Genomic DNA, 13,211 nt, shown 5'->3' on the forward strand with positions numbered 1-13,211 from the left:
TCCGCTTGAAGAACCGGTCGCTGCGGAAGTGCTCGATCGCCTCGAAGTCACTCTTGCCCAGCGCCAGCAGTGCCGTCGTCGACTTCACCAGATCCGAGGTCTTCATGCCCTGAGGCACGGGAATCCGCGCGTCCACCAAGGGCTCCACCCGATTGACGAACTTCAAAGCGGGGCATGGGCCAATAGGGCGAATGAGTGATGGTTGCTATTTTACAACACATTCAATGCGTTAAGCTGTGATCCACAGGGGGCGGCCCACGGATTCAGGTGTGAGGTATCGCCTGATTTAGGGGATACCGGGCTCGGTGTGGATGCGGTCAGCGCGCTACCGCGAAGCAGTCACGATCGACGCGGCGGTCGCGGCGCCGGCGTGACCACGCCAGCGGCTTGCCCCATCATGCCTGCGAAAAGAGTCGGCGCTGCCCATGGCTACGACCGGTCCAAGCCTTCACCACAAGGATTTCGCACTCGATGAACTACGAGGTAGTCGACGCCAAGGTGTCCCCGGAAGGACGTCTGCGTGTTCTGTCCAAGGCCGAAATGGCCAAGCTGCTCGATACCAGCCAGAGCGGTTTGTACCCGGTGTTCCGCAACAGCGCGCTGGCCGTGCTCAACAGCGGTGCCTACATGGACGACGGCAAGGAGTTGCTGGAGCGCTATCCGGATTTCGACATCCGCATCGTCGAGGAAGAGCGCGGCATCAAGCTGGAACTCAAGGCTGCGCCGGCCATCGCCTTCGTCGACGGCAAGATGATTCGCGGTATTCGCGAACATCTGTTCGCGGTGCTGCGCGACATCCTGTTTGTCGACGTCGACATCCAGAAGAATCCGTATTTCGATCTGAGCACTTCCGAAGGCCTCACCGACGCGGTGTTCCACATCCTGCGCAATGCCGACGTGCTGCGTGCGCGCGTCGAACCGCGCCTGGTGGTGTGCTGGGGCGGGCATTCGATCTCGCGCGAGGAATACGACTACACCAAGAGCGTGGGTTATCAGTTCGGACTGCGCGGGCTCGACATCTGCACCGGCTGCGGCCCCGGCGCCATGAAGGGGCCGATGAAGGGCGCGGCCATCGCGCACGCCAAGCAGCGTGTCGAAGGCGGACGCTACATCGGGATTTCCGAGCCGGGCATCATTGCCGCGGAGTCGCCCAACCCGATCGTCAACGAACTGGTGGTGTGCCCCGATATCGAGAAGCGCCTCGAGTCCTTCGTGCGGATCGGTCACAGCATCGTGGTGTTCCCGGGCGGTGTCGGCACCGCCGAGGAGATTCTCTACATCCTCGGCATCCTGCTGCATCCGGACAATGCCGAAGTCCCGTTTCCGCTGATTTTCACCGGTCCGGCGTCGGCAGCATCTTATTTTGTGCAGATCGATGACTTCATCGGGCGAACCCTGGGAATCGAGGCGCGCAAGCGCTATCGGGTGCTCATCGACGATCCGATCGCCGTGGCGCGTCATGTCGAGCAGGAAATCGAGGGCGTGCGGCTGTTCCGCAACCGCACCAAGGACGCCTACTACTTCAATTGGCGACTCAGGATTCCCACCGAATTGCAGCAGCCGTTCAAACCCACCCACGAAGCGATGCGCGATCTCGATCTGCACCGGGATCAGGCGCCGCACCGGCTGGCCGCCAATCTGCGTCGCGCGTTTTCCGGCGTCGTCGCCGGCAACGTCAAGTCCGACACGATCATGGCCATACAGGAACACGGGCCGTTCGAGATTCACGGCGACCCCGAGATCCTCCAGCCGCTGGACACCCTGCTCGAAGCTTTCGTGCAGCAGCACCGCATGAAGCTGCCGGGCAAGCGCTACGAGCCCTGCTATCGGGTCGTGGTCTAGTGCGTTACATGGTAGTGCTGAGCCTGCTGCTGATGGCCTGCGGGCAGGCGCCGTCTGGTGCCGACCGTGCCGCCGCGATGCTCAAGGTCTACAAGCACGACGGTGCCGTGCAATGCCAGAGCAAGGGCGAAGAGGCTGCGGTGATGGCGCGCCAGCTCACCGATCAGGGCATCGCCGTACAGTGCGCGCAGAAAGCGCGTGACGGCCGCATGCACAGCATGGTCTGTGGTCGGCCGTCCGACAGCATCAACGTCTTCGCGATTCGGGCCGAGGATCTCGACAAGGCCGAATCGCTGGGCTTCGACAGTGTGGATACGCTCGACGGCTATAGCGATCAGGCTTGCACGCCCTGATCAGGCCGCTCCGCGAACTCAGTTCGCGTAGGTCTTGTCCAGATACCGAATGATGTCCGCCGATTCGTACATCTGCGTTCCGGTGTTCGGGTCGATCAGATAGGGCAGCTGCACGCGGCCGGTGTGTTCGGCCAGCCAGGCGCGATTGCGGGTCGTGTCCATCGGCCCCTTGAACAGCTTGTCGCGAAAGCTCGGCGGTCCTATGTCCTTCCAGCCGCCCTTGCCGGTGTTGCGCAGCAGATAGGGCAGTTCCAGTTCGCACAGACGGGCACGTACGGCCATCGAGTACGGGCTCGATTCGAAGCTGAACAGTTCCAGCGGCCCGGCCGGTGGCGTCGAGGCGCGGACGCGCATCCCGCTGATGCCGGTGGGACGCAGACGGAAAGCAGACGCCAGCGAGGAGCTCATCTCGGATACCGGGCGCAACCAGCGATTGGCACCGCGCGACCGTCCGCGATAGGTTTTGGCCAGGTAGTCGATGATCGCCGCCGATTCGTACATCACCGTGCCGGTGTTGTCGTCGACCAGCAGTGGAAACTGCTGCTTGCCGCCGATCGCCTGCGCCTCGGCACGATAGCGTGTGCCGCCCTTGGGGCAGGGCAGAATCATCACGTCGAGATCCAGCTCGGTCAGCACTTCCCGCACCAGCCGGCAATAGGGGCAGGCTTCGATGTCGTAAAGCTTGAGCGGCTTGTCCGGCTGCGTGGACTGGCGCGTCAGCACGCGCGTGCCACGCCAGCCGCGCGCGGTGCTGCCGAGGGAATTGAGGAGGACTTCTGCGGCATTCGGCATCGGATCGACCTGCTGGCAATTTGCGACCACGCTATCAGAGTCCGCCCGCCGGGGTCTGCCGGGCAGCCGTCGTGGATGCGACAATCCGCGCCCGCTCTGGCTTGGAAGGTTTCCCGCACGATGGACGAACTGCCTTACGCACACGGCGGTCCGCCGTTACAGGCCCGCATCAAGGACGCGCCCGAGGACTTCGAAGTCGTTGAGGAACTCGGCTACGGCGCCGACGGTGAGGGTGAGCATCAGTTGTTGATCGTGCGCAAGCGCGGCGCGAACACGGACTGGGTGGCACGGGAGCTGGCGCGCTTCGCCGATGTCTCGCCGGTGGGAGTCGGCTACACCGGACTCAAGGACCGTCACGCCGTCACCACTCAGGCGTTCTCGGTGCAACTGGCGGGCAAGGCCGAGCCCGACTGGTCGGCGTTCCCGCACGAGGAAGTTCAGGTGCTGGAGGTTTCGCGGCATCGGCGCAAGCTCAAGCGCGGCGCACTCGCCGGCAATCGCTTCGTGCTGGTGCTGCGTGAGGTGCAGGGCCAGCGCGATGCCGCCGAATCCTGTCTGGCCGCCATCGCCGCGCGCGGCGTACCCAATTATTTCGGCGAACAGCGCTTCGGCCGCAGCGGCGGCAATGTCGCCCGTGCCGAGAAGATGTTCGCCGGCCAGCGCGTGGACAAGAAGACGCGTTCCCTGCTGATCTCGGCGGCGCGTTCCCAGATCTTCAACGCCGTATTGGCCGAGCGCGTGCAGATGGATCGCTGGGACCGCGCGCTGGCGGGCGAAATCTGGAGCCTGGCCGGTTCGCGATCCTGGTTCGGCCCGGAACCCTATACCGATTTGCTGGCGCAGCGCCTGGCGGAGGGTGACATTCACCCGTCCGCGCCCCTGTGGGGCCGCGGCGCGCTGCCCGCGGTGGATGAAGCAGCCGAATTGGAGCAGAGCATCGCCGATGGCTACGAGGCGTTGACGCAGGGCCTGGAAGCCGCAGGCCTCGACCAGGATCGTCGCCCGACGCGGCTGACCCCGCGCGAGCTGAGCTGGCGCTGGCTGGACGGCGATGCGCTGGAAGTCAGTTTCCGTCTGCCGCCGGGGACGTATGCGACGGTGGTGATGCGGGAATTGGCGGGCGGCGCGTAGATCCTGTTTGGATCGTGTTCGCGCAAAGCCGCGAAGGCGCAAAGGAACCAGTCCACACCTTGCCGAGCCAATCCCGCTCCCGTCAGGCTACAGTCCTCATTTCCCATACCCGCTGAAACCTTCATGGCCGTCGCCTCCCTGCTGACCCTGATCGACGACATCGCCAGCGTGCTCGACGACGTTGCAACGCTGACCAAGGTGGCCGCGCACAAGACCACCGGCGTGCTCGGCGACGATCTCGCGCTCAATGCCGAACAGGTCAGCGGCGTGCGCGCGGAGCGTGAGCTGCCGGTGGTCTGGGCGGTGGCCAAGGGTTCGCTGCGCAACAAACTGATACTGGTGCCGGCCGCGCTGCTGATCAGCGCTGCCGCGCCATGGGCGGTCACGCCGCTGCTGATGCTGGGTGGCGCCTATCTGTGCTTCGAAGGTTTCGAAAAGCTGGCCCATCGATTCCTGCCGCATGCGCAGGACGACGAAGACCGCAAGCAACTGTCACGCGCCCTGCGCGACCCGGCCACCGATCTGGTGGCCTACGAGCGCGACAAGATCAAGGGCGCGATACGCACCGATTTCATCCTGTCCGCCGAGATCATCGTGATCACGCTCGGCACCGTCGCGGAATCCGAATTCCTGACGCGGGTGATGGTGCTTGCGCTGATCGCGCTGGTGATGACGGCGGGCGTCTATGGTCTGGTCGCCGGCATCGTCAAGCTCGACGACGCCGGCCTGCATCTGAGCACGCGGGCCAATCCCGGCTTGCGCGCGGTAGGTCGCGGACTGCTCGCGTTTGCACCGTGGATGATGAAGACGCTGTCGGTGGTCGGCACCGCCGCGATGTTCATGGTGGGCGGCGGCATCCTCACGCACGGCGTCGGTGTGCTGCATCATTTCGTCGAGGGTGCCGGTGAGGCCGTGAACACCTGGCCGGGCGTCGGCGCAGTGTTCGGCGCACTCCTGCCCACGCTGCTCAACGCCATCGCAGGTATCGTGGCCGGAGGGCTGGTACTGCTGCTGGTCAGCGGTCTGAAGCGTCTGCGGCCGGGGCGCGGCGCGCACTGAATCACGCCGCTCGGGTTCAGCCTCGCGCATTGTCTGTGCACAATAGGCTCATGGGCGCCGCCTGCATCCTCGCGGCGCAGGGGAACTAATCGGGATTTGGCATTTCTATCAGGCATCTCCCGCGAACGAGATCGGATCAAAAAACCAATATGGAAGACAGCCGCACGCTGGACGCGCCGGCCGCCGCTGGCGGTGCGCTCGACGCCTTCGGGGCCTTACGCAGCTACCTCAACACGCAGATTCTCGGGCAGGAAGGGCTGGTGGAACGTCTGCTCGTCGCCTTGCTGGCGGACGGGCACCTATTGGTTGAAGGTCCGCCGGGGCTCGCCAAGACGCGCGCGATCAAGGCGCTGGCGCATGGGCTGGAAGCGGATTTCCAGCGCGTGCAGTTCACGCCGGACATGCTGCCGGCGGACCTCACCGGGTCCGAGATCTTCCGGCCGGAGGAAGGTCTGTTCTGCTTTCAGCACGGGCCGCTGTTCCACAACCTGATCCTCGCCGACGAAGTCAATCGCGCTCCGGCCAAGGTGCAGTCGGCACTGCTCGAAGCCATGGCCGAACACCAGGTCAGCGTCGGCAACGCCACCTATCGTCTGCCGCGCCTGTTTCTGGTGATGGCCACGCAGAACCCGATCGAGAACGAAGGCACCTATCCGCTGCCGGAGGCGCAGCTCGATCGCTTCATGCTGCACACGCTGGTGGACTATCCCGATCGTGCGACCACGCTGCGCATCATGGAACTGTCGCGGCGCGAGGCGGTGACCGCCCAGGAACTGCCGCCACCCAAGAGCCTGCTGTCGCAGGAGAAGGTGTTCGCGGCGCGGCGCGAGATTCTCGGGCTGACGCTGGCCGATTCGGTGGCCGAATACATCGCCGCGCTGGTGGACGCCACGCGCAATCCGGCGCCGTACAGCGCACAGCTCGCCGAATGGCTGCGCTGGGGCGCGAGTCCGCGCGCCGCCATTGCCATCGAACGCGGCGCCCGCGCGCTGGCCTGGCTCGATGGCCGCGACTTTGTCAGCCCCGAGGATGTGCAGGCGATCGTTCCGGACGCGCTGCGTCATCGTGTGATGCTGGATTACACCGCGCAGGCGCGCGGGATCACGGCCCAGGCCTGCATCGAGGAACTGCTGGGTCACGTGCCGGCGCCGTGATGCACCCGGACCTCGCGGAACTGGTCGCGCTGCGCGGCGCGGCACAGGGGCTCAGCCTGCACGCGCACCGGCCCGCGCTGGCGCGCCTGATGGGCGGCCATCGCAGCGCCCAGCGCGGCCGCGGTCTGGAATTCGAGGAAGTGCGCCTGTACACCTCGGGCGACGATGCCCGCACCATCGACTGGCGCGTGACGGCGCGGCGCGGTCGCCCGCACACCAAGCTGTTTCGCGAGGAACGCGAGCGACCGGTGTGGCTGCTGCCGGATCTGCATCCCGGTCTGTACTTCGGCAGTCGGCGCCAGCTCAAATCGGCCTTGCTGGTCCGGGCCGCAGCCCTGCTGGCCTGGGTCGCGGTCGGCGGCGGCGACAAGCTCGGCGCCGTGTTTGCCGGCACTGGCGGCCAGCCGCGCATCCTGCCGCCGCGCGCCCGGCAGGCCGGCGTGCTGCCGGTGATCGAAGCTTTGGTCGAAGAACAGCCGCGCGCGCCCGCCGCGCCGAATCCGGGTGCCCTGTCCGCCGCCCTCGACGCCCTGCAACCGCTGGTGCAGCCCGGCAGCCTGATCCTGATCCTCAGCGATTTCGCGGGGCTCGATGCGCAGGCCGAGGCCACGCTGGCGCCGGTCGCCGCGCGCAGCGACGTGCGCCTGCTGCGCATCACCGATGCCCTGGAAGCCAATGGACTGCCGGCCGGCCGTTACCGGGTCGGTGTACCGGGCCGCCTGTGGTGGATGGATGGACAATCCAGCCAAGCCGCCTGGGCGGAGGCATGGCGTGCGCGTGAGCGGCAACTGGTCGATCTGGCGCGGCGTCTGCGTCTGCCGCTGACGCGGCTCGATACCGCCGATCCGATCGAAGACGTACTGCCGCCGTTGCTGCGTGAGCCGGCCTGGGCGGCATGAACGAGAGCCTGCTCGCACAACTCGCCCCGGCGCATGCACCGCCGCCGGCCGGTTGGTGGCCGCCGGCCCCGGGCTGGTGGCTGCTGCTGGTCGTCGTACTCGGATTGCTGACCGCCTTGTTGGCGTGGTGGCGTCATCCGTCGCGGCGTCTGCGCCGCGCCGCGCTCGCGGAGCTGCGCGCGCTCGACGGCGCCGGGCTCGACGATGCGGCCCTGGCACGACAACTGGAATCGCTGACGCGCCGCTATGCCGTGGCGCGCTTCGGGCGGGACCGCGTGGCCAGACTCAGTGGCGCGGCCTGGCTGGACTTCGTCGTCGCCCACGGTGGCGCGGCCTGGAAAGACGAGGCCGGTCGCCAGTTGCTGTGTGCCGCGTATGGCGGACAGGCCGAGGGCGATCGCGCCGCCTGGTTCGGCGGCGCACGTGGCTTTGTCAGGAAAGGAAGGCCGGCATGATTCACTTGGCCTGGCCGTGGATGTTGCTGCTGCTGCCGCTGCCCTGGCTGCTGTCGCGCCTGCTGCCGGCTTCGCGCCCGCAAGGCGCCGCCCTGTTCCTGCCGTTCGCCGCCCAGGTGGCGGGCGCGCCGGCATTGGCGGCACGCAGCAATCCACGCCTGCGACTGCTGTTGCTGGCTCTGGTGTGGTTGTCGCTGGTGGCGGCGGCGATGCGCCCGCAATGGCTGGGCGAGACCCAGCCGGTGCCGACCGAGGGCCGTCGCCTGCTGCTGGCGGTGGACGTGTCGCGCTCGATGGCGGCCCAGGACATGGCCGGCGGCTACAACCGCCTGCAGGTCGTGCAGGCCGTGGCCGGGCAGTTCATCGAAGGTCGCAAGGGCGATCAGGTGGGCCTGATCCTGTTTGCGACGCAGCCCTATCTGCAGGCGCCGCTGACCTCCGATCTCGATACCGCGAGCCGCTTCCTGCAGCAGGCGATGATCGGCATGGCCGGCACCAATACCGCGATCGGCGACGCCATCGGGCTGGCGATCAAACGCTTGCGCGACAACCCGGCCACCGGCGGCGAGGGCGACACCGTGCTGGTGCTGCTCACCGACGGCAGCAACAACGCCGGCGCGATGCCGCCGCTCAACGCGGCCAAGCTGGCCGCCGACGCCGGCCTGAAGGTCTATACGATCGGTGTGGGTGCGCAGTCCGGCGGCGGGCTGTTCGGCCTGGCACGCGGCAACAGCGATCTCGACGAGAACACCCTGCAACATATCGCCCAAATCACCGGCGGCGAATATTTCCGTGCCACCGATGCCAATGCCCTGCAGGACGTCTATGCGCGGATCGACGAACTCGAACCGGCCACCGGCCGAGACCAGTGGTACCGGCCCACCACTGAATGGTTCATCTGGCCGCTGGCGCTGGCCTTGCTGCTGAGCCTGCCGGCCGTGCTGTGGCGGACATCGACATGAGCCTGGCGCCGATGCTTCAGGACTTCCATTTCCTGAGACCGGCCTGGCTGCTGGCCTTGCCGCTGCTGTGGGGCTTGAGCCTGTGGCTGGCGCGGCGTCGTGGGCGTGATGGCGACTGGTCGAGACTGATCGATCCGGAACTGCTTGCCGGCCTTCAGCTGGAGGGGGCGGCGACGCGTGGCGGCCTGTCGCCCTGGCCCTTGCTGGCGCTGCTATGGACGCTGGCCGTGCTGGCGCTGGCCGGCCCTGCCTGGGAACAGGAATCGAGTCCGGCGTTTCGTGGATCGGCGGCGTGGATCGTGATTCTGGACCTGTCGCCGTCGATGACGGTTGCCGATCTCAGCCCGGACCGTGTTACGCGCGCCCGCTACGCCGTCGACGACGTGCTGGCCGCTGCGCATGACGCGCGCGTGGGCCTGGTGGTGTTCAGCGAAGAGGCCTATACCGTCACGCCCCTGACCTCGGACGTGGCCACCGTGCGATCGCTGCTGTCGCCGCTGGAGCCGGCGATCATGCCGACGCGCGGTGATCAGTTGGCGCCCGCGCTGGACCGCGCTGCCGAATTGCTGGCCGGCGCCGCCGCCAGCGAGCAGCGCGTGATCGTGATCAGCGACGGTTACGCCGACCCGGCTGCGGCCTTTGCGTCCGCCAGCCGGTTGCGCGCCAAAGGTGTGAAGCTCAGCGTGCTCGGTGTCGGCACGCCGGGCGGTGCGCCCTTGCCGGGTGGCAGCGGTGGCTTCGTACGTGACGCGCAGGGCAATACGGCGCTCGCACGATTCGATCCCGAGGCGCTGCAGGGACTCGCCACCGCCGCCGGTGGCCGCTACCGCCCCTTGTCCGGACTGGCGGATCTCACCGCCGAACTGGCGGATCAGCAATCGCCGGTACGTGGCGGTGCGGCCACGGACATGACGCTGTCCAAATGGCGCGATGCCGGAATCTGGCTGTTGCCGGTGCTGCTGGTGCTGGCGGCCTTGTTCGGTCGCAGGGGATGGTTGTGATGCGCTGGCGCAGGGCTTGGAAACTGGCGCTCCTGCTGAGCGCGGCACTGGCGTTCGACGCTCAGGCGAATGATGTGTGGACTTCGCTGTGGCGCAACGCGGATCAGCGCGGCGAGGCCTTGTTGCAACAGGGTGATGCCGCTGCCGCTGCCGGAACCTTCAGCGACCCGCGACGCAAGGCCTACGCGGAGTTGCAGGCCGGCAATTACGAGGCCGCAGCGCACACATACGCCGAATTCGACGACGCTGACGCGCACTACAACCGCGGGAACGCATTGGCGCATGCAGGCGATCTTCAGGCGGCGCTGGATGCCTACGAGGCCGCGCTGCAGCGCGACCCCGACAATGCCGACGCGAAGCGCAATCGCGATCTCGTCAACCAGGCGCTGCAACAACAGCAGCAGCAACAGGATCAGAACCAGCAACAGCCGGACGGTGAGTCCCAGGATCAGTCGAAGCAGCAGGATCAATCCGGTGACGGTCAGAGCGAATCGGGCGAACAGGGCGATTCGCAGCAAGGCGGACAGGATCAGCAAGCCGCACAGGACGGCTCGGAGTCCGGCGACAAGGCTTCCGATCCGCAAGCCGGACAGGACTCGGAATCCGAAAGCGGCGCTGCGCAAAGCGCTCAGGATTCGTCCGGCGCCAACAGCCAGGCGGCGGCCGAGGACGCGGAGCAGGCGCAGCGTGATGCGCAGGCCGCAGTGGAACAAGCGCAGAACGATGATGGGCCCAATGAGGAAACGGCCGCCGAGCAGGCCCAGGCCGCGGTGCCGCAGGAGCCCGCCGACGACGCCGCTGCGGAGTCCGAGGGCCCGCCGCTGATGGGTGAGACCGGTACGCCCGAGAGCGAGGCGCAACTGGCGCAGGATCAGTGGCTGCGACGCATCCCCGAAGACCCGGGCGGTTTGTTGCGTCGCAAGTTCCTGATCGAGCACATGCTGAAACAGCAGGAGCAGCAGCAACCGTGATGAGCCTGATCCGCAAGTTTTCCTGCGTTCTGTGCCTGTTGGTGGTCGTGGGTTTCAGTCTGCCGGCGATGGCCGAGATCTCGGCGCGGCTCGAACGCGTCAGCGTCGGCCCTGGCGAGACCGTGCAGTTGCTGTTGCAGCACGAGGGGCGTACCAGCAAGGATCCGGACCTGTCGCCGCTGCAGCAGGATTTCGAAGTGCTGGGCACCAGTCGCGGCTCCAGCATGCAGTTCAGCAATGGCGACTTCTCGGCACAGGTGCAGCTGCGCATCACGCTGTCGCCTAGGCGCAGCGGCAAGCTTGTGGTGCCGCCGCTGGAATGGGATGGCGAACGCACCCAGGCACTGACGCTGAATGTGGGCAGCGGCTCGTCCGGCAAGGCCGCGGCGTCTGGAGCGCAGGCCGCGCCGGTATTCGTGACCGCCACGGTCGACAAGACACAGCCCTACGTTCAGTCCGCCGTGGTGCTCACGGTCCAGGTCCATACCGACCAGCCGCTGTATCAGGCCAGCCTCGATCTGCCCCAGAGTGATGACTTGTTGGTGCAGACCCTGGGTGAAGACCAGCAGTCACGCGAGACGCGGGACGGGCGCGAGTATCAGGTCATCACGCGCCGCTACCTGATCTTCCCGCAGCGCAGCGGGACGCTGCAACTCGACGGCGTGGTGCTGGATGCGCAGATTTCGGACCGCAGCCGTGGCAGCGCCTTCGATAGTCTGTTCGGCAATTCGCCGCTGAGCAGCATGATGGGTGCTTCGCGCCCGATCCGTTCCCGCAGCGAGCCGATCACGCTGGACGTACGGCCGCGACCCGCCGCCGCGGCCGGCGCCACCTGGCTGCCGGCGCGCAATCTCAGTTTCGAAGAGCAATGGCGACCGGAAGGCGCACGCGTGCATGTAGGCGAGCCGATCACCCGCCACCTGCGGCTCAGCGCGGAAGGACTGATCGCCGAACAATTACCGGACCTGGCTCAGCTGATGACGCTGCCCGATGGGCTCAAGGCCTATCCGGATCAGGCGCAGACGGCCAATGATCTTCAGAGCGACACCCTGGTGGGCCGGCGTGAGCAGGTTGTGGCGATCATCGCCAGCCGACCCGGACGCTACACCCTGCCCGAGCTTCGCCTGAAATGGTGGGACATCACGCGCGACGAATTGCGCGAAGTCGTGCTGCCCGAGCGTACGCTGGAGATTCTGCCGGCGGTCGGCGCGATTCCCGGTACGCCCGAAGCTTCGGCCCCGCTGCCGCAGCAGGCCACCGGGAATGCAGACCAAGCCGCGCCAAGGCAGTCACGGAGCGACGACGCCGTCCTGTCGACACCGTCGCCCGCAGCCAGCGGCCTCTGGTTCTGGCTCAGCCTGCTGTTCGCCGCCCTGTGGCTGCTTACCCTCGGCGCCTGGTATTTGCGCAGCCGCACCCAGCGGTCCGCGCCGTCGCCGGTGTTGTCGGAGTCTGCGAGTCAACCGGATGCCAGCGCTGCGCGCAAGGCGTTTCGCGAAGCCTGCCGCGCCAATGACGCACCGGCCGCGCGCCGCCACCTGCTGGTCTGGGCGCGGGCGCACTGGCCACAGAACCCGCCGGCCGGTCTCAACGCGCTGGCGCTACGGCTCGACAATCCGCAGCAAAAGCAGTTGTTGCAGGCATTGGATCGTGCGGTCTATGCCGGTGCGAGCTGGCAGGGTGCGGCGCTCGACAGCGCCTTGAAGGCGCTGCCCGATGAGTCACCATCGGCAGCTGGAGTCTCGAAGACGCAACTGGCGGCGCTGTATCCCTGAGTTCCAAGAGTGATGAATTAAGATGCGGGCCAAAGGCCCAAGACAGGAGAGCCATGAAAACCAGAACATGCATGATTGCCGCAGCCTTGTTCGTGTTTGGCAGCAGCATCGCTCGGGCCGAATGCATCAAGCCGGACCCGACCGTTGTGATTCCTGATGGCAGCACGGCCACGCAAGCCGAAATGGTGGAGGCGCAAGCCGCCTTCAAGACCTATGACAGCAAGGTCAAGGCCTTCGTCGACTGCCTCAATGCGCAGGAGCGTGCGGTGTTGGTCGATCGAGCCGATTCCCTCGACAAGGACGAAGCACAGGAGATCCACGAGCGCTATGCGGGCCAGGTCAATGAGATCGTTGCCTATGAAGAGGCGCTGGCCGAGCGGTTCAATGCGCAGATCAAGGCGTTCAAGGCGCGCGCTTCGGCGGAGTGATTGCCGGGCAGCAAGCGCTTTTTCGATGACGCGCATTCGTCGGATCTGGCGGGTACGATATTCCTCGTCGCGAAGGAGTCACGAGGATGAAGGAACCGCCGCTATCACACGCAAGCTACCTCTGCGGAGCGGTGCGGTTCGTGGCGAGGCTGCCGTCCAAGTGAGTGGCGCACTGTCATTGCACCCGCAGCCAGCGCGCCCGCGGAGCGCCGTTCGTGACCTGGGTCGGCTTCGAGGAGCAGTCGCAAGTCGAAGTGATGATGGATGCCGGCAGTCTTGCTGCGCTGGTACGACGCTCCGGAAGGCGGTTCTTCGGCAACAGGTCCAAGTGGCGAACATCGAGTTTGCCGCACAAGAGGTGGTCGGTCGACACCACGCTGCTGGCCGAC

General features: G+C 66.6%; 13 protein-coding genes. 12 read left to right on the forward strand and 1 reads right to left on the reverse strand.

Features of this window, described 5'->3' with window-relative positions:
• Positions 1-471 precede the first annotated feature (471 nt).
• A complete protein-coding gene (gene ppnN / locus RM530_RS17935) occupies positions 472-1,842 on the forward strand; it encodes a nucleotide 5'-monophosphate nucleosidase PpnN (protein ID WP_311366637.1) in 1,371 nt (456 codons plus the stop codon).
• Positions 1,842-2,195, forward strand: coding sequence for a hypothetical protein (locus tag RM530_RS17940; RefSeq protein WP_311366638.1), 354 nt, complete (start codon positions 1,842-1,844; stop codon positions 2,193-2,195). The genes ppnN and RM530_RS17940 overlap by 1 nt, the downstream gene beginning before the upstream one ends.
• Positions 2,196-2,213: 18 nt before the next feature.
• On the opposite strand, the gene RM530_RS17945 is transcribed toward RM530_RS17940, so the two are convergent.
• Complete coding sequence (locus tag RM530_RS17945) at positions 2,214-2,987, reverse strand: glutathione S-transferase N-terminal domain-containing protein (protein WP_311366639.1); 774 nt, start codon at positions 2,985-2,987, stop codon at positions 2,214-2,216.
• A gap of 120 nt (positions 2,988-3,107) precedes the next feature.
• Between RM530_RS17945 and truD the strand changes: the two genes are divergently transcribed.
• From truD to RM530_RS17995, 10 genes are all read left to right on the forward strand, one after another.
• A complete protein-coding gene (gene truD, locus RM530_RS17950; protein WP_311366640.1) occupies positions 3,108-4,118 on the forward strand; it encodes a tRNA pseudouridine(13) synthase TruD in 1,011 nt (336 codons plus the stop codon).
• Positions 4,119-4,241: 123 nt separating this feature from the next.
• Positions 4,242-5,177 (forward strand): DUF808 domain-containing protein, encoded by a 936-nt coding sequence (locus tag RM530_RS17955; protein WP_311366641.1) that lies wholly within the window; start codon positions 4,242-4,244, stop codon positions 5,175-5,177.
• Positions 5,178-5,326: 149 nt separating this feature from the next.
• Positions 5,327-6,331, forward strand: a complete 1,005-nt coding sequence (locus tag RM530_RS17960) for an AAA family ATPase (protein ID WP_311366642.1) — start codon at positions 5,327-5,329, stop codon at positions 6,329-6,331.
• Positions 6,331-7,230, forward strand: a complete 900-nt coding sequence (locus RM530_RS17965; protein WP_311366643.1) for a DUF58 domain-containing protein — start codon at positions 6,331-6,333, stop codon at positions 7,228-7,230. The genes RM530_RS17960 and RM530_RS17965 overlap by 1 nt, the downstream gene beginning before the upstream one ends.
• A complete protein-coding gene (locus RM530_RS17970; protein WP_311366644.1) occupies positions 7,227-7,685 on the forward strand; it encodes a DUF4381 domain-containing protein in 459 nt (152 codons plus the stop codon). Before RM530_RS17965 ends, RM530_RS17970 begins: the two co-directional genes overlap by 4 nt.
• On the forward strand, positions 7,682-8,647 hold the full coding sequence (locus RM530_RS17975) for a VWA domain-containing protein (protein WP_311366645.1): 966 nt from the start codon (positions 7,682-7,684) through the stop codon (positions 8,645-8,647). The genes RM530_RS17970 and RM530_RS17975 overlap by 4 nt, the downstream gene beginning before the upstream one ends.
• On the forward strand, positions 8,644-9,648 hold the full coding sequence (locus RM530_RS17980; RefSeq protein WP_311366646.1) for a vWA domain-containing protein: 1,005 nt from the start codon (positions 8,644-8,646) through the stop codon (positions 9,646-9,648). The genes RM530_RS17975 and RM530_RS17980 overlap by 4 nt, the downstream gene beginning before the upstream one ends.
• Complete coding sequence (locus tag RM530_RS17985; RefSeq protein WP_311366647.1) at positions 9,648-10,619, forward strand: tetratricopeptide repeat protein; 972 nt, start codon at positions 9,648-9,650, stop codon at positions 10,617-10,619. The genes RM530_RS17980 and RM530_RS17985 overlap by 1 nt, the downstream gene beginning before the upstream one ends.
• Positions 10,619-12,394 carry a BatD family protein gene (locus tag RM530_RS17990; RefSeq protein ID WP_311366649.1) on the forward strand — a complete coding sequence of 592 codons (1,776 nt, stop codon included), beginning with the start codon at positions 10,619-10,621 and terminating at the stop codon, positions 12,392-12,394. The genes RM530_RS17985 and RM530_RS17990 overlap by 1 nt, the downstream gene beginning before the upstream one ends.
• Positions 12,395-12,447: 53 nt before the next feature.
• The gene (locus RM530_RS17995; RefSeq protein WP_311366648.1) at positions 12,448-12,822 is read left to right on the forward strand and encodes a hypothetical protein; all 375 of its coding nucleotides are present in this window, start codon (positions 12,448-12,450) and stop codon (positions 12,820-12,822) included.
• Positions 12,823-13,211 lie beyond the last annotated feature (389 nt).

It is taken from the genome of Banduia mediterranea (assembly GCF_031846245.1).
GTDB classification, from domain to species: Bacteria; Pseudomonadota; Gammaproteobacteria; order Nevskiales; family Nevskiaceae; genus Banduia; species Banduia mediterranea.

Excerpts from the sequence above, each read along its gene's own strand:
- ppnN (WP_311366637.1), top strand. The coding sequence starts at position 472 with ATGAACTACGAGGTAGTCGACGCCAAGGTGTCCCCGGAAGGACGTCTG.
- RM530_RS17945 (WP_311366639.1), bottom strand. The coding sequence starts at position 2,987 with ATGCCGAATGCCGCAGAAGTCCTCCTCAATTCCCTCGGCAGCACCGCG.
- truD (WP_311366640.1), top strand. The coding sequence starts at position 3,108 with ATGGACGAACTGCCTTACGCACACGGCGGTCCGCCGTTACAGGCCCGC.
- RM530_RS17955 (WP_311366641.1), top strand. The coding sequence starts at position 4,242 with ATGGCCGTCGCCTCCCTGCTGACCCTGATCGACGACATCGCCAGCGTG.
- RM530_RS17960 (WP_311366642.1), top strand. The coding sequence starts at position 5,327 with ATGGAAGACAGCCGCACGCTGGACGCGCCGGCCGCCGCTGGCGGTGCG.
- RM530_RS17965 (WP_311366643.1), top strand. The coding sequence starts at position 6,331 with ATGCACCCGGACCTCGCGGAACTGGTCGCGCTGCGCGGCGCGGCACAG.
- RM530_RS17970 (WP_311366644.1), top strand. The coding sequence starts at position 7,227 with ATGAACGAGAGCCTGCTCGCACAACTCGCCCCGGCGCATGCACCGCCG.
- RM530_RS17975 (WP_311366645.1), top strand. The coding sequence starts at position 7,682 with ATGATTCACTTGGCCTGGCCGTGGATGTTGCTGCTGCTGCCGCTGCCC.
- RM530_RS17980 (WP_311366646.1), top strand. The coding sequence starts at position 8,644 with ATGAGCCTGGCGCCGATGCTTCAGGACTTCCATTTCCTGAGACCGGCC.
- RM530_RS17985 (WP_311366647.1), top strand. The coding sequence starts at position 9,648 with ATGCGCTGGCGCAGGGCTTGGAAACTGGCGCTCCTGCTGAGCGCGGCA.
- RM530_RS17990 (WP_311366649.1), top strand. The coding sequence starts at position 10,619 with ATGAGCCTGATCCGCAAGTTTTCCTGCGTTCTGTGCCTGTTGGTGGTC.
- RM530_RS17995 (WP_311366648.1), top strand. The coding sequence starts at position 12,448 with ATGAAAACCAGAACATGCATGATTGCCGCAGCCTTGTTCGTGTTTGGC.